A 23,866-nucleotide genomic window follows, 5' to 3' on the forward strand; every position below is an offset into this window, starting at 1 on the left:
TTTCCACAGTGAGCTAACTGAGACCATTCTCCAGAATCGCCCCAAGCGCCCACGAAACCACAATGATTCCGCACACACTAGGTGCGGTGGATCCATGTCAGAAACGTGCGTGAGGTGACGTCAGAGCGGAACGCGACTACACGTTGAACCTAAATTCAGCTGCATTCCGGTACGGCCCAACCTCTGGCGAGCGATCAGCCCTCGAGCCGCCAGCCATGACCGTCGGACACGAAGACGATGCGCACATGACGGCGATCTGGCGAACCCTGCCAGAACTCCACGCGAGTCGGCATGACTCGCCAGAGAGTCCAATCGTCCGGATGCACTGCCTCTTGTGCCGCCACACTCCTGGCTCGCAGGTCGGCCAGGCTCTCTTCTCGCGATGCCTCAATCACAGGTCCACGGACCCTGACGGAGCGCACGAGCGGCTGCCACCAGAAGGTGAGCGCCGCGTATGGGCAGACATCGAGCTGGCCGCCCTTTACGCTCGTCCCGGTGCTGGCGAATGCCCAGCCGCGTTCATCCACGTCCTTCAACACCAGAGCGCGCGCATCGGGTACGCCACCCGCGTCGACCGTCGACAAGATCATCGCATGCGGCTCCGCCACCCCATTATCCTGGGCGACAGCCAGCCAATCGAGGAAGAGCGTCCCCGGGTCCTCGGGTAGGAACTCAAGATCCAGGGGTGGCGCGACCCCCGCCAACGAAGGCAACGCCCGCAACCTCGACTTCGTCGATTCCGTCATGCGGACTGCAGCGGTGCGATCGCATCGAGCTTGTCTCGCAACGTCCTTCGCTCGAGGCGCGGCTCGTAGTTCGACTGCAAGTTCATCCAAAACTCCTCGGACGTGCCGAAGTACTTCGCCAGACGGATCGCCGTGTCTGCGGTGATGCCCCGCTTGCCGTGAACGATCTCGTTGATCCGCCGCGGCGGCACACCGATCGACACCGCGAGCTTGTTCTGCGTGATCCCGAAGCCCTCGATGAAGTCCTCCATCAGGATCTCTCCAGGATGGATCGGCTCGATCAGCTCAGCATCAGTGGTAGTCGACGAGTTCGACATTGTCCGCACCTCCATGTCTCAAGACGAAGCAGATGCGCCATTGCGCGTTCACGCGGATGCAGCGCTGCCCAAGCCGGTCGCCGACCAGTCGCTCCAACCGTTTCCCGGGCGGGCCCCGAAGGTCCTTGCCGCCCGTCGCCGCGTGGATCAGTTCCAGCTTCCGCAGGGTCGCCCACTGCACCGTGCGGTCGACACGCTTGACGACCGCTCGTGCCAGATGCGCTCGGTTTCCTTATTGCCCAAACGATCTGATCACACCACGATCGTATAACGGAGCGCGTTACTAACGCTAGACGTTAACCCTAGAACCCACCACGTCGCCGCGGTTAGGGCCATCTTGCTCAGCGCATGTCCGTCACGCCGGGCGCGATGACATCAAGCCCCGCAGAACGGGCAGCCTCACCAAGCCTACGGTCGTAAGTGAGGATCGCCGACACATCGAGTCGCATCGCTGCCTCAAGATGCAGAGCATCGAGCGTGCGTAGGTACGGCATGGGCAAGAAACCGGCGCTGCGGTAGACAGCCCTGTCGAGCGCCGCGAGTCCGACGCCATCGAGAATACGAGTCACGTCGGACTGATCCAAATTCTCCCGGACCGCAACGCGGCGCAGTTCGGTCTCGAGCAGGTCGCTGGAGACGAGGGTGGCCGGCGTCTGGTCGAGCCAGTCCAGGAGTGCCGGACTCTCAGGCTGGTCGATCAAAAGCGCACCAAGAGCGGAGGTGTCGACGTATGTGACCGGATGGCTGGTCACAGGCGATCGCCGCGTAGGTCGTCGAGGGTCGCGGTGAGACTGTGCTTTGAACTCTTGCGTTCAATGGCCAACGTCCCCCACCCGCCCTCGCGGCGGGCGGGGCGGGCGATTGGCAGCGTGGCGGCGGGCGCATCCAGCGGTACGATCCGCCCCACAGGCACCCCGCTGTTGGTCAGGACGAAGGAGTGGCCCTCGCTCACCGCGCGGAGGACGCGGCCAGACTCGTTGCGAAGCTCGCGCTGCGACAAGAGCTCGGCCTGAGGTTCCCTGATGCTCATGTTCTAAGCGTAGCACCCGTGCGACGTGGCGACAGGGGCCACCTTACTATATCGCGTGATATGCCTCTGACAACACTAGATCAGGTTCGAAGTCAGGAGTGGCCAACAGGCGATTCTCACGGTTGCCGCTGCGGCTCATTCGCGTCCCGCGAGCATTGAGTGCGATATTCCTCGTCCGAGACGTTGAACCGGAACGCGACTCGACGTTGAACCGCAATTCCACCGCATCGCCGCGGTCACGAAACGTTTGAAGGAACGAGTGTGCGCAACAGCTTTACCAAGATCAAAGAGGGCGTACGCGCTCCCCAGAGATGAGTCTCCTCCAACGTCAGAAAACCCCACTTCTCATACGCTGCGCATTGCTCTCCATCGATTCGACGTGCGTATACTCTCGGGACTCCCGGCACCGCAGAGCGTTCGTCGAGTCTTTCGCGAACAATGGAGAGTCTTCGTTCACGGCCTCGAGTCCGAGAGATGCTCACAGCTACTCGGCGGCGGCCCGGTCGTGTCGCACTCGGTAGAGCAGTGAATTCAACCACCAAAACAGGAGGAGCGGACGGCCAGCGGATACGTCCGGTCCCTCGATATGAGGCACCGACGCGCGATGACCGCTGCTTCATTTGCCGGCAGTTCGGAGCGCTCCGCCAGCGACGACTCAAGGCCGCTAAGACCGCGGCAGCGTACCCCGGACGCTAGAGCGAAAATCTAAATTCCTCCACGTTCCGTAGCGGATGAAAGTCTGGGGTACGGGGAACGCCTGTGCCGGCTCAGTGGCGGGTCTTCCGATTTGGCGTACCGACCTTGTCTACAGGTCACGCCTGTGCGGACGTGGTCAACTCCAGCATCTCCCGCGCATAGGTCTCACCGTCCATCTCGTCCTGGTCATACTGACGCATGAGTTCGTCGATTCGGGCCTCCAGTTCTGCCCTGTCCGTAATGGCCTCCTAATTGGTTGCACTCGACGTAGCCCGGCTGGACACGACTTGCATTCCCCACCTAACTAAGCCAAATCGCGAGACAATCATCTGACAGCCACGGGACAACGCGACTACGGCCGCATTTCGTCCCCAGCCTCGCACCAATGATCTCCACCGTGTCCATTCTCCAGACGGCAACGCACCCCTCCGAACTTATGCCGGCCGTACGGGAAGTACAGAGCGTCGCACCACGCATCCGAATCGGCCATGCGTCCCCCTCGTTCCCAACCGGCGCCCGGTTAGCACCGCCATCGTCCCAAAGCCTAGTCGACGGCCTCAGAATTCGTACGCCTCTCAGCCATGAGGGAGCGAAATCGCCTCCACCAGCCATTGCGAGCTGAACCGGAAATCAATTGCACATTGAAACGAATTTCCACCACGTTCCGCAGTCGAATATCGTTTACGGTCTGCAACGCGGGCAGGGTCCCCATTCCGTACCAGGTCCGCAGTTCGCTGATCCTGTAATTGTTTCGACGCGCTCGGGCTCCTGCGATCAAAGGCGCGCCTACGCTCGACCTGCCAATAGATGGCGACGACATCGACGACGAGGAGGCGAGGTCCATGCGCTGGGTCATCAGTCGTCTGAGTCGGAATTGCCGTAACTGCGACTTCTCGCTCGCGGTGGACGGTCGACACTTAGCGGCCTTCGGCGGTCGACTCGCTCTCATACCTGTCCCACCACCACGGCATTTCGAAGTCGGAAGAGGCCTTGTATGTGACGTACCAATACCGGCGCTTGTGCGCAGACTTCCTTATGAGGATCTGGAGGCTATCGATACCGCTCATTGGGCGACTTTGCGTTCCTTGCCGAGCGCCTCAATGCCGCCTGCTGCCTCTCCCCCAGAACCTTTACGAGCCGACCGGTGATTTCTTGGAATTTCTCTTGTCGTGGAGCTCAACGCCCGTCACGACGGGGTCTCCGCCGCTCGCCTCCAGCTCGACGACGGCTCTAACCGTAATCTTGGCATCAGCCTCGAAGTAGTGCCGGTTGAGCTCCGGACCGACGTGAAATGACTCCTCCTCGGTACCGATCCAATCGCTCTTGTACACGGCCCCGTTGAGATAGAGGACCACGTCCGCAGTAGCGGTGACAGTGGCCCCTTTCTCTGCCATGTCGAAATCAGTGACCAGTTCGAGTTCGGAGATTGTGGGACTCTCGAAATCAGGCACAGTGAACTTGACGAAGGCGGGGTAGTCGTAATCTCCTCCGTGCACCAACTGAACGCCGACTTCTTCGCCTGCCAGAGCGTAGACCGCCTCGGTCGCGACGTTCACCTGAGAAGCTTCCTCGTGACTCTTGACCACCGCCATGACATGGTTGAGGGACTTGGCGTTCGCTATGCGTCCGTGATCGATCCCGCGCCCATCGAGGTCCTCAAGGAGGTCCGGGTGGATCGTAACGGAATCGCCTCTCTCTAAGAAACCGCTGTCAGCGGTGACGAACAAGACCGTGTCTCCGGGATCCGCGCCGTCGAGCACCGAGAGGACTGTTTCCCAGATCACCGCGTCCCTGAGGCCGAAGCTCTTCTTCTTCCGCTCCTGCTCGGTTTCGAGAAATGGACGCCGACGGGCCAGATCGCGTTCCACGAGTTTGTTGACGTCGATAGCGGGCGTGGGCTTCATCGAGACGCCGTGTCTGCCGAAGAGCTCGGCGAAGGCTTCATCGAATTCACCGTCGATCCTCTCGAAGATCTCTGTCAATCGACCCTTGGATTCGCTGACGTCGACGCCGGCCTTTCCCATCGCGTCCAGCGCCTCGTCGGCCGTTTTCCACGCCTTCTTGGCCGCTTCTCGGCGCTGACGGAGGATCTCGTCACACACTACTTGCGGCACTACGAGTCGAATACGACTTTCCGCGGCGAGGTGCACCAGTTCCCCGCCATTCTGGCCTGTGAGCCAGGCATCCGAGTGGAGGGCATTTGAATCGAGCATGACGATGAGCATGGTGACACCTTGCACGGGCATGTGCGGTCTGCGCGAATTCCGACCTACTGACCCTTCATTCTTCATAAGTGGTGGAGTCGGGCGCTCATTGCGTAGCGAAGTCTGAGGGCTACTGGTCGCTGGGCGGATCGCCCCAGTCGCATCGGGCTGGTCTCGGGTTCTTGGCAGAGCCACTGTTGTGTTACTTGTCGAGGGCTGTTCGGTCCAAGGCGCGCGGTCTGCTTTGTCTCCATGGCCGTCACGTGCGAGCAATGCAAAACGTGGCGATGCTGCAGTTGTCCTATGAGAGGCGTGGAATGAGTGCGACGAAGAACCGCAGCGCGTGACGGCTACACTCGCTGTAGGTAGCGGCTTTCCGGCCAAATCAAGACCATAGGCATCTGCATCACGACGAAGGAGTCCGTCTTATGCCCACGGGACCTAAGCACCAGAAGTACTACGCAATCGAAGGAGGCTCTTCCCAGTATGGGGAGGACTGTCGTTGCCTGATCGGTTACGACCACGACGCTGAGGACGACACCGCCGGGGAGTCACTGAGCGTCTGGGATGCCGCAGATATCTGGCTTTCAAACGGCATGGATGAGGACTTCATGTTCGGCTACAGCGAGGGGGAGTTGAGACGTGCCGCCGACATGGGCTGAATGAGGGATTCAAAACCAGGCCTTGATGCTGACGCACTCCGTCAGGCATGCGACTTGCTGCTTGCACTTCAGGATTCTAGGCAGAAGATCACGGTACTTCGCGAAGACGGCACCCGACTACAGGTTCTGCATGGCATTTGTCAGCAGGCCGTCAATCATGCTCGTGCTGCTTTGGCAGTCCTGGATGCTGGCTTTCCAGTACAGGCAACAGTAAACGTCCGGGCGGCACTGGAACATGCTGTCACCGCTCAATGGTCATTGCTGACTCCAAAGGGTGCCGAGCGGCTAGTAGACGGTGCCAAGAACAAGGCCTTTCAGTATTACGAAACAGCTAGCCAAAACGGGCATCTAGATACAGCCGAAACGGCACAAGTCGCCTCTTGGAAGAATGCCCCCACGCTACCGACCTTCGCCGCCATGTGTGATGACTTGGACGGTACACATGACCCAAATGTGGCGAAAAGTGGTCTGCTGCGCTTCGAGTATGTCCGACTGTCCCAAACCACGCACGTCACCAGCAGTACGATCACCGACCACTTGCATATAAGCGCCGACACAGGAGCGGTGGCATTAAGACACCAGGCAGCCGAACGCTTCTCTGTGGTGAATCTTTGGGATCTGGCAATGGCCGTTGCCATGGCATGTTGGACGATGGAAAGCTTACGGCCCGCTCCAAATCGACTTGCCGAGATCGAACGCATTGCGGATGAAGCCTCTATACCCTCGACTCTCGCTCCGGATTACAAAATTGCGACAAAGAACAAGCGCAAGTCCCAACGGAAAGCAGGTCTTGTCCCCGGCAGTCCAGCATAGCCGCACGCGTTTTGGAGTGAGAGACCGCTTTCGGGCCAGGTAGACCAGGAACGTGAAAAAGGGGAATGCCTTGCATCGTTGTCAGAGTCACACAGCCACATTCAATATGCCGTCGCCTTGCCGAGGAACGGTGGCGAGGTGGAGAGGGTATACGCACCTCGCCGAGTTGCTGCGGCTGCCGTAGCCAGTCCCGCCGTGATTACGGATAGCGCCCATAAGACATCTAAACAGCAGTCTGGCTGAGTGAGGAATCGACGGTCTTCGCAGCTACGTCGTTCGAACATGCGCAGGAGTCCCGTAGGGCTTCCCTTTGCTTTCAGCGACGCGGCGGCTTCTTCGCCACCCGCTTCTCGACGCCCTTGAACGGCCCCTTCGACTTCTTCGTTCCCACGTAGTTGGCCTTGCCGCCGTACTTGTCCCATCGAAACGTGATCCCGTGGAATAGCTGAAAGCGGTTCTTCTGCTGACCGACCCGATAGCCCTTACCTGTACTCGTTCCCACGCGCCTTCAGAAGCGTAACTAGGTCTTCAGCAGATTCTATTGGCATATGAGCGAAGCGCGACTACGACGGCCGGGTCATCGACGGTCAGAATCCAACAAGCTTAGTGAGAAGATAAGCGTCGTCACTTCTAGCCTTGGCTTGCAGCGGTTATTAGGTGACGGGACGCAGTAGGGCCCGATCTGTGTCAGCGTCGTTACGAGAAGTTTCGAGCCGGCGATACCACCGAGTCGGCATCGCCGGCATACGCCGCTCCCGGTATCGCTAACGGGCATGCGAATTGCGATAGCCACCCGACGTGTTTGAGACGCACTGGACGTTAGATCTAAAACCTAAATTCCACCACGTTCTGTAGTGGAACAACCTCTACTTCGCGCGAGAAGAGGAACCATAAATCTCGCCCAGAGCACAGTATGCGCCTTCGGCTCGCCGCCCCTTGGCTGGCGGCCTCAATCACCGCTCGTACACATCTCGACGATGGCCGAGTGTGACGACCACAACGAGCAGCCGGTCATCTTCGATGGTGTAGATGATGCGGTACTTGCCGATTCGGATGCGGAATCCACTGCGACCGCGGAGGGCCTTCGTGCCAGGTGGCCTGGGATTAGCTCCCAGGAGCGCGATCGTTCCGCGAATGCGCGCCTGATCCTGTCGGTCAATACGCCTCAGTGCGCGTACAGCGCCCGGTCGAACCTGGATCTCATACACCACGGATCTAGGTCACCATCCGAGGTCGGCCTTCACCTGATCCCATGGGATGTTCGGGCCCTCTTCGGCCATTGCAGCATCGAATGCGGCAACATCCTCAGCATCGTCGACCGCATCCATTAGCCGGTTGTACTCCGCAGTGCTGATCACAACAGCCTCGGCCTCGCCCCGACGCTCGATGAAGACAGCCTCGCGCTGAGCAGTCTCGATAACGGCAGCGAAGCCCTTGCGTGCCTCAGAGGCGGCGATGGTGGTCATGGGCTAATTGTACAAGGCGGGAACCGAAATGTACATGATGCCCATGGCGTCCGCTCTGCCACCCCGCGTGCCGTCGCTGTGCTGCAACATGGATCCGCTGGCGCACCGCACGAATCTTCTCGGCGCAATCCGCAGGACAGCCGTGCGGCGACCGAAGAAGTAGAGGGGGAACCGGAACTCAACTACACATTGAAACGAATTTCCACCACGTTTCGTACCCGAATAACCTCTGCTGTCGCGGCGCTTCTCTTCCCGACTTTTGGCAAACCGAACAGCATGATCAGACGATGCCGAGCTGCAGAGCCAACTGTCCACGGTGCCCATCGCCGAGACCGGACCCGGCACAGTGAAGGTGCAGAAACCTACCGGCACCGACGACGCCCTGCCCACAGTCGTTGCCGTGGCAGGCGCCAGTCTGACCCGCCAGCTCGACGTAGACGAGGCCGCACCGTCGCGACGACGAGCCACGTGCCCGCACGCGGCACCACCACGATGCGCGAGGCCCCCACGCCCAAGCCCGGCACCCCTTGCAGAGATACTCGCCCGCGACCAGCCAAGCGCCTGCCTCTCGGCATGCCGGTGGCACCCGGGGTTTCCGGTGCTGTGGACCTACTTGTCGTCCGCCGCGTCGTTGCCCAACGTGAGCACTTCACCTAGCAGCACGTAGGTTTGGAGGAACACGAAGCGCGCCTCCTGCACTGACACTTCTGCGTGGGTGCCGGCCGAACACCGCTCGAACAGGTCGGATAATCCGCGCCGGATGCGGTCGCGCCGAGTCTTCGAGGCACCGGTCAAGTGCACATAAGCCTGCAACCGATTGAGCACGTTCGGGTCCCCGACTTTAAGCGGCTGGTCGCCCACGTCGTACGTGCCTTCGGCAGCCGGGAACACGTGGTCAGCCACCGACACGATGAGCCGTCGGCAGGTCATCAGGGCCTGGCTGACCGACTCCGGGTCACCGTCGCGCAACCGCGCCGACACCTTCTCGATCTTGTCGAGCGCCGAGCCGCCCGCTTCCGCAAGCGCGCCATCTACGTCGGCCTGCGCCTGGGCGAACAGCGTCGCCTGCAACTCGCTGAACAGGAGTTCGTGATAGAGCACCACCACCATGTCATAGGCGGTGGCCACGACCTGACCCGCGATTGCGTCGAGAGTGCCGAGCATTTCCGCATGCGCTGCGATCTTCTGGTCGTGCTCGCGCCCTGCGACAGACGCCCACTCGCCCGAGTAGTTGCCGCCGCCACGTAGTGCTTCGATGGCCTGCTTAGTGCTGTCTCGCAGCGCTTCGATCTTCGTAATCGGCACGGGGTAGTAGGAATCGCTCTTGGTGTCGCTGTAACGTCCGGCTTTCCTTACCCACCGACTGCTTGCGTCAGTGTAGCCATCACGTTCGAGGGCTAGGAACTCCTGCAGGTCGCCGTGCCCGAGGAGCCGCGCCAGTCGGCTGGCTTTCAACACAACCTCCGACGCCTTCAAGCGCTGTAGTTCGATGTCCTCGAGCAGCGCTTCCGCCAATCGGAGCGCTTCGGCTTGTCTGTCCATTCTCTAATCAAATCACGCGGCGGGGACACGACAGGCCAACTCGTCGTCTAGGTCGAGTGGCTCGAACCCAGAGCGGTCGGGCTACTCCCAGCCGTTGGTCGTGTACACGTCCGCTGACCAATGGACATTTGACGCGGGCCACGGGCTGTGCCGAGAGCACGATGATGGTTGGCCCTCCGGCGGCCGTTGCTCACTCGGCGCGCGCTCCTCGATCAACTGACACCTATGCAGGCAGAGTTTGCCCCAGGCGAGCCGAGGAAACTCGAGACGGATCTCTCCATGAAGTGGCTAACTCCTGCGCAGCAGAGACAGCGATCCCGAGCCGACCGTCAGACGTCAGAGCACGAACTTCCACTCGACCCCACCGAGAATCTTCCCGACTCAGGCTTCAGAGTCGTGTGAGGGACGGAAGCCTTCAAGCCCCAACACCCAATCAGGAACTTTGAGACCGGTATCCATTGCCGGGCCAAAGGCGCGCTCGGCAAGCCTATCCCTCGACTGTGGCCATGGGGCGCTCGCCATTTCCCCACCCTCGACTGAAACTTGGACATTGTCGCCGACACGACGAATTGCGGCGAATTTGACGCCAGAATCTTCTTCTTGAGCTAGATTCGTGACATCGCGCCACCCGGTATCGCCGAATAGCAATACTTCACCATCCGGCGAGGTGAGTGTCGCTTGCCAATTGGTCGTGGATATCTCCGCCAAATGCTCGTCATTCGAGGGATCTTCGTTCTTGTCGAGAGTTCTTCGCTTCACTCCATGTATCCCTAAACGAATAGTTCCATGCGCATCGATTTCACGAGACAATGACTCCAACATTCCTCGCTCTTGCAGGTGTCCCGCAATGATCAATTCGTGCACACCCCGAACGACTTCACCCCACCGCGTTCCGACATGGAATTGTCTCTCGAAGGACTCTTCTAGAACCTCAACGAATTCCCGCAGTCCTCCGCCACACTGCTCCAGACCCTCAGCAATCAATCTCAGGTCGCCGACACTTATCGACCCAGCCCGCGGTCGACGACTCCGGAACTGTTGCGCCTGACCCCCATCAAGCTGGCCGTAGTAAGAGTGAACTGCGCGATCACGCTCGTCGTTCAGTTTTTTGACGCGTCCGAGAATATTACGAGCCGTCGCGCCGGAGGGAAGCGTGTCATCGAGCGACAGACGCATGTCGTCGGCAAGCTGACGGACGAGAGAGCATTTCTGATCCAGTGAACTCTTTCCAACAAGCAGTTGCGCCCTAGACTCAGGAAGGGGCTTAAGGAGGGAAAGCAGGACTTGGACGAGCCATTCGTCAACCTGTGACTGGTCGAGAGCAATCCGGCCCACCCGCCTTGCGAGTTCTTCCGAGCCACCCATCATTGTCTCCCAATATCAGATCTCGACTCTCCATTACACGTTAAATCTAAATTCCACCACGTCGCCGTCCTTCATGATGTATTCCTTGCCCTCGATGCGCGCCTTACCGGCGGCCTTGGCAGCGGCGGTCGAACCGGCGGCGACCAGGTCGTCGAAACCGATGACCTCGGCCTTGATGAAGCCGCGCTGGAAGTCGGTGTGGATGACGCCTGCGGCCTGCGGGGCGGTGTCGCCCTGGTGGATGGTCCAGGCGCGCGATTCCTTCGGCCCGGCCGTCAGGTAGGTCTGCAGGCCCAGGGTGTTGAAGCCGACGCGGGCGAGCTTGTCCAGGCCGGACTCGGCATAACCGGCCTCGGCGAGCATCTCCGCCGCCTCGTCCTCCTCGAGCTCCACGAGATCGGATTCGAACTGGGCATCCAGGAAGATGGCCTCGGCCGGTGCGACCAAACCGGACAGCTGGGCGCGCAGGGCGTCGTCGGCCAGCCCGTCCTCGTCCATGTTGAACACGTAGATGAACGGTTTGGTCGTCATCAGCTGCAGCGAGGCGATCTCCGCCAAGTCCAGCTTCGCGGCGGCGGCGCCCGCGAACAGGGTCGTCCCGGATTCGAGGACCTCCTGCGCGGTCTTGATGGCGGACAGCAGGGAGGCGTCGGCCTTCTTGGCCTTGACTTCCTTCTCCAACCGCGGAAGCTGGTTCTCGATGGTCTGGAGGTCGGCGAGGATCAGCTCGGTGGCGATCGTCTCGATGTCCCCGGCGGGATCGATATCGCCGTTGACGTGCACGACGTCGGGATCGGAGAAGGCGCGGGTGACCTGGCAGATGGCGTCGGCTTCGCGGATGTTGGCCAGGAACTTGTTGCCCAGCCCCTCCCCCTCGGACGCGCCCTTGACGATTCCGGCGATATCGACGAAGGACACCGTCGCCGGCAGGATGCGCTCCGATCCGAAGATCCCGGCGAGGACCTTTAACCGGTCATCGGGCAGGGGCACCACGCCGACGTTGGGCTCGATCGTGGCGAACGGGTAGTTCGCCGCGAGAACCTGCGCGCGGGTCAGTGCATTGAACATGGTTGACTTGCCGACGTTGGGCAGTCCGACGATTCCGATTGTTAGAGCCACGGGAGACAACTCTACCTGCCGCAAACTGTCGGTGCAGGCTGGCAGAGTGGGGGCATGGACGCTTTTGCATGGGTTGTGTCGACTCTCACGCTGTTATTGGGACTGGTACTGGGGGCCGCTGGCCTGTGGGCGCTGGGGCTCCGCGACCGTTTTGCGGCCCTCACCGACGAGAACCGCCGGTCCTCCCAGGACCTCGCTGCCGCCCAGTCGGCGTTGGCCACGTCCCGCGGGCAGGTGGAGTCCCTGCAGTCTCGCGCCGAGGCCGATCGCGCCCGCGAGGGCGCGGACCGCCAGGTGCTGCAGGTCCTGGCCCCGGTGGCCGAAAAGCTCAACCAGGTCCAGCAGCAGGTCACGGTCCTGGAACGCGACCGCGTGGAACAGTACGGCCAGCTCAGCCAGCAACTGAGCATGGCGGCCGAACAGGACGCGGCCATCCTGAGAACGACGTCGTCGCTCGCCGGTGCGCTGCGCAACACCTCGGCGCGGGGAACCTGGGGTGAGGTGCAGTTGCGGCGCGTGGTCGAAGCCGCAGGAATGCTGTCCAGGGTGGACTTCAACGAGCAGGTCACCACGTCCACCGGGAAGCGTCCCGACATGGTCATCACGCTGCCCGGCGGAAAATCCATCGCCGTTGATTCCAAGGTGCCGCTGAACTCCTACCTGTTGGCGCAGGAGATCGATCTGCTGGCCGAACCCTCCCGCGACGCTGAGCGCCGTTCGCTATTGGAGGCCCATGCCAAGGCGTTGCGCGCCCACGTCGATGACCTGGCCTCGAAGTCGTACTGGGAATCCATTCCTGGCAGCCCCGAGCTGGTGGTCTGCTTCCTGCCGGCCGAGTCGTTCCTGGCCGCCGCGGTGACCAGCGATACAGACCTGCTGGACCATGCGTTCTCCCGGAATGTGGCCCTCGCGGCACCGGCCACACTGCTTTCGATCCTCAAGGGACTCTCGTTTGCGTGGCGGCAGGAACTGCTCACGGAGAACGCCCGGGCGCTGTTCGACGAATCCCAGGAGCTCTATAACCGGTTGGGGACGATGGGATCCCATGTCACTCGGCTGGGTTCCTCGCTCAAGTCGAGCGTTGAACGGTACAACTCCTTCGTGGGGACCTTGGAATCGCGGGTCCTGCCCTCGGTTCGCCGCATACAGAACCTCGACCCCGGCCACGGGCAGAGCGCGGTCGACGGTGCCGGATTGTCGGTGGCGCCGCTCGAATCGACTCCGCGGGTCCTCAGCGCCAGCGAATTGCTGTCCGCGGACCCGGAGGCGGAGCTGGAAGACGGCCGGAGCAGCGAAAGCGCCTAGCGGCCGCCACCGTGGCCGCCGAGCCCGCGTGAGGAGTCGCCAGCTTCCTTGAGCTTGGAGCGCAGCTCCTTGGGCAGCGAGAAGAGGATGTCCTCCTCGGCGGTGACGATTTCCTCCGCGGGGCCGAAGCCGTACTCGGTCAGCAGGTCGAGCACTTCGCGGACCAGCACTTCGGGCACGGACGCGCCGGAGGTGATGCCGACGCTGGAGATACCCTCGAACCAGCCCTCGTCGATCTCGTTGGCGAAGTCGACGCGGTGGGCGTCCTTGGCCCCGTATTCGAGGGCCACCTCGACGAGCCGCACCGAATTGGAGGAGTTCGCCGACCCGACGACAATGACCAGCTCCGCCTCCGGGGCGATCTTCTTGATGGCCGCCTGCCGGTTGGACGTGGCATAGCAGATGTCGTCGCTGGGCGGGTCCTGCAGGTTCGGGAAGCGTTCACGCAGGATGTTCACGATCTCCATCGTCTCGTCGACCGAAAGCGTGGTCTGCGACAGCCAGATTAGGTGGTCCGGGTCCTCCACCTCGACCGTCCGGGCCTCGGCCGGGTTGTTGACGATCGTGGTGCTATCCGGTGCCTCGCCGTAGGTCCCCTCGACTTCCTCGTGGCCCTCGTGGCCGATGAGCAGGATGTGGTTGTCGGCCTTGGCGAAGCGGACGGCCTCGCGGTGCACCTTGGTGACCAACGGGCAGGTGGCGTCAATGGTGCGCAGCTGGCGATCCGCTGCTGACTGCACGACGGCGGGACTCACCCCGTGGGCCGAGAAGACGACCAGGGCGCCCTCCGGGACCTCGTCGGTTTCCTCCACGAAAATCGCGCCACGCTCCTCCAACGTGGAGACCACATGGATGTTGTGCACGATCTGCTTGCGCACATACACCGGTGCACCGTAGTGCTCCAGGGCCTTCTCGACCGCGATCACGGCACGGTCCACGCCGGCACAATAACCGCGCGGCGCGGCGAGCAACACGCGTTTGGGGCCCTCGACGGGTGCGGCTGCGGCGATGTCCTCCGGGGAGCGACGGCGACGGGGCACCCGGGGCATGGGCACGGATACCGGGACGGCAGGGCTGATGGACATGCCATCCATGCTATCCGTTTCGGCGCCGGTCCTCGATGAGTCGGATCACAACGCCGGCGACCACCACCGCACCGCCGCCGATGAGGCAGAATGTCCCCACCGATTCCAGGTGGCTGGCCACGACGCTGGAGACGTGGTCCTGCACCGCTCGGCCCAGCAATCTGCCGGCCTCCGGCACGCTGGGGGTTTCCCCGGGTTGCAGCGCCGGAGGGCTCCCCCCTCGTGGCGACCACGACCAGGGAGCGTTGAGCAGCACGATCGCCCAGATGCAGGTCAGCAGCCCGCCCAGGACCAGGACCGGGCCGCGCGCACACGGCCGGGCCAGCAGGATCGCGGCCACGGCGGCCAATGCCGCGATCACAACTGCCCATCCCCAGAACCCCGCCACCCAGACCACGGTGGCGATGCGCAGCGAGCCCGCGGCGTCAGTCCCCGGGATGTCCAACTCCACGGACGCATCGATATCCGTGGGCAGCGACACGGCCAGCAGCCCCAGGCCCAGTCCGTCCGCATCGTCCTTCAGCCGCTGCACCCCCTGCGTTGCCAGCGGGCCCAGATCCAGGGTCGGCGTCGCGGTCTCCGCGTTCCCGGTACGGACGGCCTCCAACCGGTCCACATACGCCCGGCGGGACGCGTCGACGCTCGCCAGCCAGGCAGGCTGGAAGCCGCTGCTGTCCAGAACCGCCGTCACGGCCTTGGCGCTGGCACTCTCCAGCACGCCTTGCAGCGCATCCGGAACCGGAACGCCGTCAGGGAGCTGATCCACGATCCCGTGCAGGACCAGCGGCGGAAGTGCTGCCCGGACGTCCTGGTCTTGCGGCAAGGAGGCGGCGATTTCCCGTGCGGGCCCGGGTGTGTGCGCCATCCGGTCCAGCAACGACCCGGTCACGGCGCCCAGGACCAGCAGGGAGGCCAGGACCATCAGCAGTGCCGACGCGGCAAAGCGCACGGGACCCCCTCAGACGGTCGTTTCACCCGGCACGCCCGACGGGACGCAGCCTTTTGTCCCAGCCTACTGGTATGCATGTACATGGAACCGGACGAGAGCCGGGCCGCAACGAGACCGGGGAGCAAGCGCAGTGGAGAACCCGAACCCGCCCGACGAGGACGGCCGGCGACCCGACGGCGGCGGCACCCTGCCGCGCATGGCCGGCGACACGACGCCAGAATCCCCCTGGCCGTTGCGGGTCTTTTCCGAGAAGCTCAAACAGCACATCGAGCGCGCTCCGGCAGCCTGGATCGAGGGCCAGCTGCTGGAGGCCAACGTCCGCAATGGCCACGCCTACCTCACCATGCGCGACGTCGACGTCGAATACTCGCTCTCCGTCAACGTCTGGTCCTCGGTCATGCGGCGCCTGGAGACCAAGCCCGAGGTCGGCTCGCGTGTGGTCGCCCGGCTGGCGCCGAACCTCTACCTCAAGACCGGCCGGCTCTCCATGGTCGCCTCCGACGTCCGCCCCGTCGGCTTGGGTGACCTGCTGGCCCGGCTGGAGCGCCTCCGGCACGCCCTCGCCGAGGAGGGGCTCTTCGATCCCTCCCGGAAACGCCGGCTCCCGCTGCTGCCGCAACGCATCGGGCTGATCACCGGCAGGAACTCGGACGCCGAGAAGGATGTCATCCGCAACTCCACGCTGCGCTGGCCGGCCGTGGACTTCCTGGTCCGCAACACCGCGGTGCAGGGTGTCAACGCCGTCCCCGAGGTCATCGCCGCGCTGCGTGAACTGGATGCGGATCCGTCGGTGGACCTGATCGTCATCGCCCGCGGCGGGGGCGCCCTGGAGGACCTGCTGCCATTCAGCGCCGAGGAACTCGTCCGGGCGGTCGCCGACGCGGCCACCCCGGTGGTCAGCGCCATCGGGCACGAGGCCGACCGCCCGATCCTGGACGACGTCGCCGACCTGCGGGCGTCCACCCCCACCGACGCGGCCAAGCGCATCGTCCCGGATCTGGCAGAGGAACGGCTCGGCATCGACCAGGCCCGCGCACGGATGGACCGCGCCGTGGCCCTGTTCATCGACCGGGCCGGGCAACAGCTCGAGTCCCTGCGCACCCGGCCGGTCCTGGCCCACCCGGAGGGCATGGTGGTGGTGCGCAGCGAGGACCTGGAACGGTTGCGCGAGCGTTCCCACCGATCCATCGACACATTGGTGCGCCGCGGGCACGACGCCGTGGCCCACCTCCGCGCCCAGGTCAGGGCGCTCTCGCCGCAACAGACGCTGGACCGTGGCTACGCCGTCGTCCAGACGACCGACGGCGCCGTGGTCCGCTCCCCCGCGGACGCCCCCACCGATTCGGGGCTGGCCATCCGGCTGGCCCGCGGCAAGCTCACCGCCGTCGTCCTCTCGACCGAGGACGATCCCCAGGAGGCGGCAGACAGGAAGGCAGCAGGATGACCGATACCGAGGCCAACGCGGACATCGCCGGGCTCAGCTACGAACAGGCGCGCGAGGAGCTGGTCGCCGTCGTCTCCCAGTTGGAGGCCGGCGGCGCCAGCCTGGAACAATCCCTGGCCCTCTGGGAACGCGGCGAGGCGCTGGCCGCGCGCTGCGAGGCTTGGCTGGAAGGCGCCCGCGCACGACTCGACGCCGCCCGCGACCGGGCCGGCCGCGGCGACGCCACGGAGGCGACGACCGGCAACTGAGGGTTGCACTGGTTCCCGCCGGTTCCCCGCTGTAGCCTTGGCCCAACCAACGACGAGGAGCCGGCATGTTCCGTACGCGGGTGCACAACTTGAACATCTCCCTCGACGGCTTTGCAGCCGGCGGGCACGTGACCTTCGACGAGCCCATCGGCGGGGCGGGCGTGCTCTTTTCCCGGTTCGATGGCCGGGTCATCGACGGCGTCCACCACGCGGACGCTCCGATCACCGTCGATCGTGCCCTGACGAGCCTGTGGGGCCAGGGCATCGGCGCCGAGATCATGGGCCGGCGCAAGTTCGGCCCGCAGTCCGGGGAGTGGCCCGACGACGGGTGGCGCGGCTGGTGGGGGGACGAGCCGCCGTTCCACACCCCGGTGTTCGTCATGACCCACCATCCCCAGGCACCGATGGACTTCCCCAACGGGACCAGCTTCCACTTCGTGGACGGTACGCCCCACGAGGTGCTCGCCCTGGCCCGTGAGGCCGCCGGCGGCGGCGATGTCCGCCTTGGCGGCGGGCCCTCGACCATCCGCCAGTTCCTGGACGCGGACCTGGTCGACTTCATGCATCTCGTGATGCTCCCGGTCGTCCTCGGCTCGGGGGTGTCACTCTGGGAGGGGCTCCCCGGCGTCGAGGACCGCTTCACCGTCGAGTCGGTGGCCTCGCCGAGCGGACTGGTCCACCAATTCTGGAACCGGACGGACGCCGGCTGACCCGCTCCGACGTCAGTCGACGTCCCGGGCATCGTCCAGCCGCTGGCGCTCGGTGTCGACGTCGAACTCCGCTGCCGGCCACTGGGGGTCGATGCCGGCCAGCGACTCCAGCAGCAGGTGCTGCACCGCCACCCGGGCATACCATTTGCGGTTGGCCGGCACGACGTACCAGGGCGCATGGTCGGCGTCCGTTTCCCGGATGGCCCGCTCGTAGGCCTGCATGTAGTCGTCCCACAGCAGGCGCTCGTCGATGTCCCCGGGATTGTACTTCCAGTACTTGTCCGGCCTCTGCAGCCGTTCGGCCAGGCGCTGGTACTGCTCCTCGGGCGAGATGTGGAGCATGACCTTGATGATGCGGGTGCCCGCGTCGGCGATGCGCTGCTCGAACTCGCGGATGGCCCCGTACCGGCGTTCCAGTTCGCCGGGCGTGGCCAGCGAGCGGACCCTGCCGATGAGCACGTCCTCGTAGTGCGAGCGGTCGAAGACGCCGATCATGCCGGCCGCGGGAAGCCGGCGTTCGATCCGCCACAGGAAGTCGTGGCGTGCCTCGGCCGCCGTCGGGGCCTTGAAACCGTGGAGCTGGACGCCCTGCGGGTCGACGGTGCCGATCACGTGCCGGACGATTCCGCCCTTGCCGGCGGTGTCCATGGCCTGGAGGACCAGTAGGACCCGTGCCGGTTCGTCGCCACCGCGGGCCTGGGCGAACAGGCGTTCCTGGAGCTCGTCCAGGCGTTCGTCGGCGGCGGCGAGGGCCTTTCGTCCCGCTGACTTCTTGCCGGGAAACCCCGGTTTTCCGCCGGGATCGGTGTCCTGCAGCGAGAAGCCGCGGCCGGCACGCAACACGGTCGAGGCGGGGTGGGTGAACCCATATGCGGCCCCGGGAAAGTCCTCGGTCTTCTTCTTCTTCTTGCCCACCTGTGGCCCCTTTGCGGTTGCCCATGCCGGCGGGGCGTCCGCCGGTGGGCACCACTATGCCATCCCCGGGTGAACGCCGTCAGCGGCGGATGTCGTCCAGGAACTCCGCGATCCGGCCGATGGCCTCCTCCAGATCGCGGACCGAGGGCAGGGTGACCAGCCGGAAGTGGTCGGGGGTGATGAGGTTGAACGCCCGGCCATGGGAGATGAGGATCTTCTGCTGTTTGAGCAGGTCCAGGGCGAACTGTTCATCGTCCTCGAACCGGAAGACCTCGCGGTCCAGCTTCGGGAACAAGTACATCGCCCCCTTGGCCTGTTGGACCGAGACGCCCTCGATGTCGTTGAGCATGCGGTAGGCGATGTCGCGCTGTTCCTTGAGCCGTCCGCCCGGAAGGATCAGGTCGTTGATCGACTGGTAGCCGCCCAGGGCGGTCTGGATGGCGTGCTGTGCCGGGACGTTGGCGCACAGGCGCATGTTGGTGAGCAGGTTGATGCCCTCGATGTAGTCCGCGGCCAGGTGCCGGGGACCGGAGATCGCCATCCAGCCGGCACGGAAGCCGCAGACCCGGTAGGCCTTGGACAACCCGGAAAACGTCAGGATGAGCACGTCGTCGGCCAGCGCAGCCGTGTTGTAGTGCACCGCGTCGTCGTACAGGATCTTTTCGTAGATCTCATCGGAGAAGACGATCAGCCCGTGCTTGCGGGCGAGCTCGAGCATGCCCTCGATGACGTGCCGGGGGTAGACGGCACCGGTGGGGTTGTTCGGGTTGATGATGACCATGCCCTTGGTGCGGGGGGTGATCTTCGCCTCGAGGTCCTCCAGGTCGGGCAGCCAGCCCTCCTCCTCGACGTTGCGGTAGTGCACCGGGGTGCCCCCGGCCAGCGAGACCGACGCGGTCCACAGCGGGTAGTCCGGGGCGGGGATGAGGATCTCGTCGCCGTTGTCCAGCAAGGCGTTCAGGCTCAGCGTGATCAGCTCGGAGACCCCGTTGCCCAGGTAGACGTCGTCGACGCCGATCGTCTGGATGCCACGGGTCTGGTAGTACTGCGAGACGGCGGTGCGGGCGGAGAAGATGCCGCGCGAATCCGAGTACCCCTGGGCCTGGGGCAGGTTGCGGATGATGTCCACGAGGATCGCGTCCGGGGCCTCGTACCCGAAGAGCCCCGGGTTGCCGATGTTCAGCTTCAGGATGCGGTGGCCCTCGGCCTCCATGCGCTGGGCGTGTTCAAGCAGCGGGCCCCGGATGTCGTAGAGGACGTTGTGGAGCTTGTTGGACTGCTTGAACTCTGGCATTGGCCCAGCATATGACAACGGCACCGCACGGCCGGGAATTGACCGCACGGTGCCGCGACATGATCTGTCGTATTGGCGCCGGCCTACTTGCCGGCCAGGCCCTTGTCCTTCAGCCACTGCGCTGCGGCCTCGGAGGGGTCGAGCTTCGCGTCCCCGGAGACGTACCCGTTGAGTTCGATCAGGTCATCGGTGGTCAGCTCGCTGGAGACCTTGTTGAGGACGTCGGCCGCCGGCTGGCCGACGACTTCGGTGTTGACCAGGGGCACGACCTGCTGGGCGATGAATGCGTTTTCCGGATCCTCCAACACGACCAACCCGTTGTCCTTGATCGCCGGGCTGGTGGTGAAGATGTCGGCAACCTGGATCTCGTTGGAGATGAGCGCCTTCACGGTCACAGGGCCGCCACCGTCGTCAATGGGTTCGAACGACTTGGGTACGCACGAATACTTCTCCTTCAACCCGGGCAGCCCGTACGAGTTCTTCTTGAACTCCGGTGGTGCACCGAAGACGAGCTGGTCGCAGACCTTGGCCAGGTCGGAGATGGACTCCAGATCGTACTTCTTCGCGGTCGCCGCCGTCACGACCATGGCATCCTTGTCTTCGGCTTCGGAGGCCTCGAGAACTCCGAGACCTTCGGGGGTGGCCTCTTTGAGTGCGGTTTTGATTTCACCCGCTGTGACAGCGGTCGTGTTCTTGTCGAAAAACTGCAGCAGATTGCCCGTGTAGTCGGGCACGATGTCGGCCGATCCGTCTTTCACTGCACCGATGTAGGCCTGCCGGGCACCGATACCTGGTTTGGTGGTCGCGTCGATGCCGGCACCATTCAGGGCGCCAGCGTAGATCTCGGCGATGATCTCGCTTTCCGGGAACTTGGCCGATCCAACCACCAGGGGCCGGTCCGCTCCGGATCCCGAGGCCTGCGAGGAATCCCCGGCCAGTGGGTCGGATCCGCTGCAGGCCGAGAGGCCCAGGGCGACGACGATTCCAAAGGCAGCGGTAATGGCCAACCGGTGCTTCGGACGGCGCTTGGGGGCGGGCGGTGTCATGAAGTTCCTCCTGAGTGGGTTTTCAATCCGGGCGAGACGGCAATCCGTTGGACCAGCGCCAGTAGCGCATCCACCACAATAGCCAATACCGTGATGACTATTGCACCCCCCAGGACCTGGGGGTAGTCCCGGACGGCGATTCCGTCGATGAGATAGCGTCCCAGACCGCCGAGGTTGATCACCGAAACGACGGCGACCGTGGCGACGACTTGGAGCACTGTCAGGCGCAGGGCCCCCATCAACACCGGCAGGGCGTTGGGTACTTCGACCCGCAGGAGGACCTGGAATTCCGTCAAGCCCATGGCCCGTGCGCCATCGACCACCGTGGGGTCGACGGCCGAAATTCCCGCGGAAATTCCCGCCAGCAGCGGGGGAACGGCCAGGATGACCAGGGCCCAGATGGGCGGCATGATCCCCAACGTGCCGGAGAGAAGGATGAACAGGGTGACCATGCCCAGCGTCGGCAATGCGCGGAGCATCCCGGAGCCGGCGATCACGGCGACACGGCCCCTTCCGGTGTGCCCGACGAGGAGCCCAATGGGCACCGCGATCGCCATGGCGATGGCCAGCGTGATGCCGGTGTAGGCCAGGTGTTCGACCAGCCGGGTGGGGATGCTGCCGGGGCCGGACAGGGTACCGGGCCGGGACAGCCATTCGCCCACACCACCGAAGGCCCCGGCAGCGGGCAGATGCACATTCCCGGGCAGCGCCGCGGCCACGAAGGCGACGGCGCTCATGCCGCCACCCACCGGGCCCGGCGCGGACCGCGACGGGCCCGTTCCCAGGGGGTGAGGGCCCGTTGGAGCAGTACCAGGACCAGGTCCATCAGCAGGGCCAGCAGCAGGGTCGCGACAATGCCCACCCCGATCTCAAAGGGGAAGTTGCGGTTCAGCCCGTCGATGAAGAGCGAGCCCAGGTTCTCGACTCCAATCAGGGCCCCCACGCTGACCATCGAGATGTTGCTGACCGAGACCACGCGCAAGGCGGGGAAAAGCACCGGCAGCGACAGCGGCAGGTCGACGGCAAAAAACCTGCGCACGGGCCGATAGCCGATGGCGTCGGCGGCCCGCAGCACCGCCGGGTCCACCGACTCCAGGGCGTCCGCGGCGCTGCGCACCAGCAGGGCGATGGCGTAGAGGGTCAGGGCGATGATGACGTTGATCGGGTCCAGGATCTGCGTGCCGATGATGGAGGGCAGCACGACGAACAGCGCCAGCGACGGGATGGTGTAGAGCAGGGCGCTGAGCTGGACGACGCCGAGCCGCAGTGCACGGCGGCGGCCCGTCCCGTTGGAGCGGATGAGGCGGGCGGCGGGGATGGAGACCACGGCGGCCAGCAGCAGCGGCAGGATCGACTGCACGAGGTGGCTTCCGGCCAGGCGGGCGATCTCGTCGAGATGCCCCTCAAGCCACAACATCCGTCTCCCTCCCGCCGATCTGGCGTCCGATCTCGGCCGCATCCAGTACACCTGAGGTGGATCCGTCGTCGTCCTCCGCGAGCGCCAACCCGGACATCGAGGTCAGGGCGGCATCCAGGGCTGCCCGGACGCTGGCCGCGCGCGGGATCCGCACGGCGGCGGCGAGGTCCTCGTCGGTGTAGCCCTCCGGGCGGTCCCAGCGCAGCTCGGTGGCGGGCCGGAAGGACAGGGCGCGGAAGCCGCGGTCGCGGCCGATAAAGCGGGCCACGAAGTCGTTGGCGGGGGCGCGCAGGAGTTCGGCCGGCGGGCAGAACTGCTGGAGGACTCCCCCGTTGCCCATGACCGCTACGTGGTCGCCGAGGAGGATGGCCTCGTCGATGTCGTGCGTGACGAACACGATGGTCTTGGAGAGCTGGGCCTGCAGGCGCAGCAGTTCGTTCTGCAATTCGGCGCGCACCACGGGGTCCACGGCGCTGAAGGGCTCGTCCATGAGCAGGATGGGCGGGTCCGCGGCGAGGGCGCGGGCCACCCCGACGCGCTGCTGCTGCCCGCCGGAGAGCTGGGAGGGGTAGCGCCTGGCCACATCGGCGTCGAGCCCGACGGTCTCCAGCAGCTCGCCGGCGCGGCGCCGGGTTTCGGCCTTGGGGGTGCCGAGCAGCCGGGGCACCGTGGCGATGTTCTCGGCGATGGTGCGGTGCGGCATCAGCCCGCCGGCCTGCATGACGTAGCCCATGGAGCGGCGCAGCTGGTGCGGGGCGATGTCGGCGATGTCCCGGCCATCGACCTCGATGGTGCCGGAGGAGGCATCGACCATGCGGTTGACCATCCGCAGGGACGTGGTCTTGCCGCAGCCGGAGGGGCCGACGAAGACGGTGATGCTGCCGGCCGGGATCTCCAGGGTGAGGTCGGTGACCGCGGGGGCCCCGCCGTCGTAGCTCTTGTCGACGTGTTCGAAGCGGATCATGCGCGGCCCTTCTCCAGACGGTCATGGTGGATCCCCACGGCCCAGTCGACCCGTGAGGTGCGCTCCAGCCGGGCCAGGTCATCGAGGTCGAACCAGCCGGCCTGCGAGGTGGTGCCGTCCCGTTCGAAGGCCAGTTCGCCGCCGGTGACCTCCGCACCGTAGAGCACCGCGACGGTCTGCAGGGGTCTCTCGGTGGGGTGCAGCCGGGACTCGGCGGGGATGTGCCCGGCGTCGACGTCCAGCAGCCCGGTCAGCCGGACCGCATACCCGGTCTCCTCGGCGACCTCGCGGACGGCGCCGTCCTCGATCGATTCGCCGAGTTCGATTCCCCCGCCGGGCAGCGTCCACCGCGGGCTGAAACCCGGCAGCGTGGGGCGCATGTCCCACAGGGCCAGCAGGATCCTGGAGTCGCGCACGATGACGCAATAGGCCGCCAGACGCGTATCGAAACCCGTGCCGGGTTGCCGGGGCGCAGTATTCATTCGCCCAGCGTACTGTGCAGAGCCCCGCGTGTGCCGGTCGCACCGCA

General features: G+C 64.5%; 27 protein-coding genes. 6 read left to right on the forward strand and 21 right to left on the reverse strand.

Translation table 11 applies throughout. The annotated features are described in order from the left end of the window. Positions 1–194: 194 nt before the first annotated feature. From AC1MEQ_RS03620 to AC1MEQ_RS03645, 6 genes are all read right to left on the reverse strand, one after another. Entirely contained in the window at positions 195–746 is a 552-nt protein-coding gene (locus tag AC1MEQ_RS03620) for a pyridoxine/pyridoxamine 5'-phosphate oxidase (protein ID WP_479794024.1), read from the reverse strand. After that, positions 743–1,063, reverse strand: a complete 321-nt coding sequence (locus AC1MEQ_RS03625) for a HigA family addiction module antitoxin (protein ID WP_479794026.1) — start codon at positions 1,061–1,063, stop codon at positions 743–745. Before AC1MEQ_RS03625 ends, AC1MEQ_RS03620 begins: the two co-directional genes overlap by 4 nt. Further along, entirely contained in the window at positions 1,038–1,244 is a 207-nt protein-coding gene (locus AC1MEQ_RS03630; protein ID WP_479794028.1) for a type II toxin-antitoxin system RelE/ParE family toxin, read from the reverse strand. Before AC1MEQ_RS03630 ends, AC1MEQ_RS03625 begins: the two co-directional genes overlap by 26 nt. Before the next feature lie 160 nt (positions 1,245–1,404). After that, positions 1,405–1,815 carry a type II toxin-antitoxin system VapC family toxin gene (locus AC1MEQ_RS03635; protein WP_479794030.1) on the reverse strand — a complete coding sequence of 137 codons (411 nt, stop codon included), beginning with the start codon at positions 1,813–1,815 and terminating at the stop codon, positions 1,405–1,407. Then, positions 1,812–2,093, reverse strand: coding sequence for a type II toxin-antitoxin system Phd/YefM family antitoxin (locus AC1MEQ_RS03640; RefSeq protein ID WP_479794032.1), 282 nt, complete (start codon positions 2,091–2,093; stop codon positions 1,812–1,814). The genes AC1MEQ_RS03635 and AC1MEQ_RS03640 overlap by 4 nt, the downstream gene beginning before the upstream one ends. A 1,826-nt stretch (positions 2,094–3,919) precedes the next feature. Continuing rightward, positions 3,920–5,014, reverse strand: coding sequence for a PIN domain-containing protein (locus AC1MEQ_RS03645; RefSeq protein ID WP_479794034.1), 1,095 nt, complete (start codon positions 5,012–5,014; stop codon positions 3,920–3,922). Positions 5,015–5,421: 407 nt separating this feature from the next. Here AC1MEQ_RS03645 and AC1MEQ_RS03650 point away from each other — a divergent pair, with 407 nt between their 5' ends. Further along, complete coding sequence (locus tag AC1MEQ_RS03650) at positions 5,422–5,655, forward strand: hypothetical protein (protein WP_479794036.1); 234 nt, start codon at positions 5,422–5,424, stop codon at positions 5,653–5,655. Between the two features lie 54 nt (positions 5,656–5,709). After that, a complete protein-coding gene (locus AC1MEQ_RS03655) occupies positions 5,710–6,468 on the forward strand; it encodes a DUF5677 domain-containing protein (protein WP_479794038.1) in 759 nt (252 codons plus the stop codon). Between the two features lie 316 nt (positions 6,469–6,784). Here AC1MEQ_RS03655 and AC1MEQ_RS03660 read toward each other — a convergent pair whose 3' ends face one another. From AC1MEQ_RS03660 to ychF, 6 genes are all read right to left on the reverse strand, one after another. After that, positions 6,785–6,970, reverse strand: a complete 186-nt coding sequence (locus AC1MEQ_RS03660) for a hypothetical protein (protein WP_479794040.1) — start codon at positions 6,968–6,970, stop codon at positions 6,785–6,787. Between the two features lie 451 nt (positions 6,971–7,421). Beyond that, the gene (locus AC1MEQ_RS03665; protein WP_479794042.1) at positions 7,422–7,679 is read right to left on the reverse strand and encodes a type II toxin-antitoxin system RelE family toxin; all 258 of its coding nucleotides are present in this window, start codon (positions 7,677–7,679) and stop codon (positions 7,422–7,424) included. A 9-nt stretch (positions 7,680–7,688) separates the two neighbouring features. Next, positions 7,689–7,934 carry a type II toxin-antitoxin system Phd/YefM family antitoxin gene (locus tag AC1MEQ_RS03670; RefSeq protein WP_479794044.1) on the reverse strand — a complete coding sequence of 82 codons (246 nt, stop codon included), beginning with the start codon at positions 7,932–7,934 and terminating at the stop codon, positions 7,689–7,691. 609 nt (positions 7,935–8,543) lie between these two features. Then, the gene (locus AC1MEQ_RS03675; RefSeq protein WP_479794046.1) at positions 8,544–9,476 is read right to left on the reverse strand and encodes an AbiTii domain-containing protein; all 933 of its coding nucleotides are present in this window, start codon (positions 9,474–9,476) and stop codon (positions 8,544–8,546) included. A 381-nt stretch (positions 9,477–9,857) separates the two neighbouring features. Further along, positions 9,858–10,841 carry a hypothetical protein gene (locus tag AC1MEQ_RS03680; protein WP_479794047.1) on the reverse strand — a complete coding sequence of 328 codons (984 nt, stop codon included), beginning with the start codon at positions 10,839–10,841 and terminating at the stop codon, positions 9,858–9,860. A gap of 33 nt (positions 10,842–10,874) precedes the next feature. Continuing rightward, entirely contained in the window at positions 10,875–11,960 is a 1,086-nt protein-coding gene (gene ychF / locus AC1MEQ_RS03685; protein ID WP_479794049.1) for a redox-regulated ATPase YchF, read from the reverse strand. A gap of 54 nt (positions 11,961–12,014) precedes the next feature. Here ychF and AC1MEQ_RS03690 point away from each other — a divergent pair, with 54 nt between their 5' ends. After that, the gene (locus AC1MEQ_RS03690; RefSeq protein ID WP_479794051.1) at positions 12,015–13,265 is read left to right on the forward strand and encodes a DNA recombination protein RmuC; all 1,251 of its coding nucleotides are present in this window, start codon (positions 12,015–12,017) and stop codon (positions 13,263–13,265) included. Here AC1MEQ_RS03690 and AC1MEQ_RS03695 read toward each other — a convergent pair. Together AC1MEQ_RS03695 and AC1MEQ_RS03700 are read right to left on the reverse strand one after the other, a co-directional pair. Then, positions 13,262–14,350: a 4-hydroxy-3-methylbut-2-enyl diphosphate reductase gene (locus AC1MEQ_RS03695; RefSeq protein ID WP_479794053.1), complete on the reverse strand. Its 1,089-nt coding sequence runs from the start codon at positions 14,348–14,350 to the stop codon at positions 13,262–13,264. The genes AC1MEQ_RS03690 and AC1MEQ_RS03695 overlap by 4 nt on opposite strands. Positions 14,351–14,360: 10 nt before the next feature. Further along, a complete protein-coding gene (locus AC1MEQ_RS03700) occupies positions 14,361–15,299 on the reverse strand; it encodes a hypothetical protein (RefSeq protein WP_479794055.1) in 939 nt (312 codons plus the stop codon). Positions 15,300–15,495: 196 nt separating this feature from the next. Between AC1MEQ_RS03700 and xseA the strand changes: the two genes are divergently transcribed. From xseA to AC1MEQ_RS03715, 3 genes are all read left to right on the forward strand, one after another. Next, entirely contained in the window at positions 15,496–16,743 is a 1,248-nt protein-coding gene (gene xseA / locus AC1MEQ_RS03705) for an exodeoxyribonuclease VII large subunit (RefSeq protein WP_479796040.1), read from the forward strand. Continuing rightward, positions 16,740–16,991 carry an exodeoxyribonuclease VII small subunit gene (locus tag AC1MEQ_RS03710; protein WP_479794057.1) on the forward strand — a complete coding sequence of 84 codons (252 nt, stop codon included), beginning with the start codon at positions 16,740–16,742 and terminating at the stop codon, positions 16,989–16,991. Before xseA ends, AC1MEQ_RS03710 begins: the two co-directional genes overlap by 4 nt. A 65-nt stretch (positions 16,992–17,056) precedes the next feature. Further along, on the forward strand, positions 17,057–17,701 hold the full coding sequence (locus tag AC1MEQ_RS03715) for a dihydrofolate reductase family protein (RefSeq protein ID WP_479794059.1): 645 nt from the start codon (positions 17,057–17,059) through the stop codon (positions 17,699–17,701). A 12-nt stretch (positions 17,702–17,713) separates the two neighbouring features. Here AC1MEQ_RS03715 and AC1MEQ_RS03720 read toward each other — a convergent pair whose 3' ends face one another. From AC1MEQ_RS03720 to AC1MEQ_RS03750, 7 genes are all read right to left on the reverse strand, one after another. Next, positions 17,714–18,544, reverse strand: a complete 831-nt coding sequence (locus tag AC1MEQ_RS03720; RefSeq protein WP_479796042.1) for a PPK2 family polyphosphate kinase — start codon at positions 18,542–18,544, stop codon at positions 17,714–17,716. A 151-nt stretch (positions 18,545–18,695) separates the two neighbouring features. Beyond that, positions 18,696–19,910, reverse strand: a complete 1,215-nt coding sequence (locus AC1MEQ_RS03725; RefSeq protein ID WP_479794061.1) for a pyridoxal phosphate-dependent aminotransferase — start codon at positions 19,908–19,910, stop codon at positions 18,696–18,698. Between the two features lie 83 nt (positions 19,911–19,993). Next, positions 19,994–20,956 carry an ABC transporter substrate-binding protein gene (locus AC1MEQ_RS03730; RefSeq protein ID WP_479794062.1) on the reverse strand — a complete coding sequence of 321 codons (963 nt, stop codon included), beginning with the start codon at positions 20,954–20,956 and terminating at the stop codon, positions 19,994–19,996. Continuing rightward, positions 20,953–21,693: an ABC transporter permease gene (locus AC1MEQ_RS03735; RefSeq protein ID WP_479794064.1), complete on the reverse strand. Its 741-nt coding sequence runs from the start codon at positions 21,691–21,693 to the stop codon at positions 20,953–20,955. The genes AC1MEQ_RS03730 and AC1MEQ_RS03735 overlap by 4 nt, the downstream gene beginning before the upstream one ends. Further along, positions 21,690–22,373 (reverse strand): ABC transporter permease, encoded by a 684-nt coding sequence (locus AC1MEQ_RS03740; RefSeq protein WP_479794066.1) that lies wholly within the window; start codon positions 22,371–22,373, stop codon positions 21,690–21,692. Before AC1MEQ_RS03740 ends, AC1MEQ_RS03735 begins: the two co-directional genes overlap by 4 nt. Next, positions 22,360–23,337: an ABC transporter ATP-binding protein gene (locus tag AC1MEQ_RS03745; protein WP_479794068.1), complete on the reverse strand. Its 978-nt coding sequence runs from the start codon at positions 23,335–23,337 to the stop codon at positions 22,360–22,362. Before AC1MEQ_RS03745 ends, AC1MEQ_RS03740 begins: the two co-directional genes overlap by 14 nt. Then, positions 23,334–23,819 (reverse strand): NUDIX hydrolase, encoded by a 486-nt coding sequence (locus AC1MEQ_RS03750; protein WP_479794070.1) that lies wholly within the window; start codon positions 23,817–23,819, stop codon positions 23,334–23,336. Before AC1MEQ_RS03750 ends, AC1MEQ_RS03745 begins: the two co-directional genes overlap by 4 nt. Positions 23,820–23,866 lie beyond the last annotated feature (47 nt).

This window comes from Arthrobacter sp. ASL1 (genome assembly GCF_056680475.1).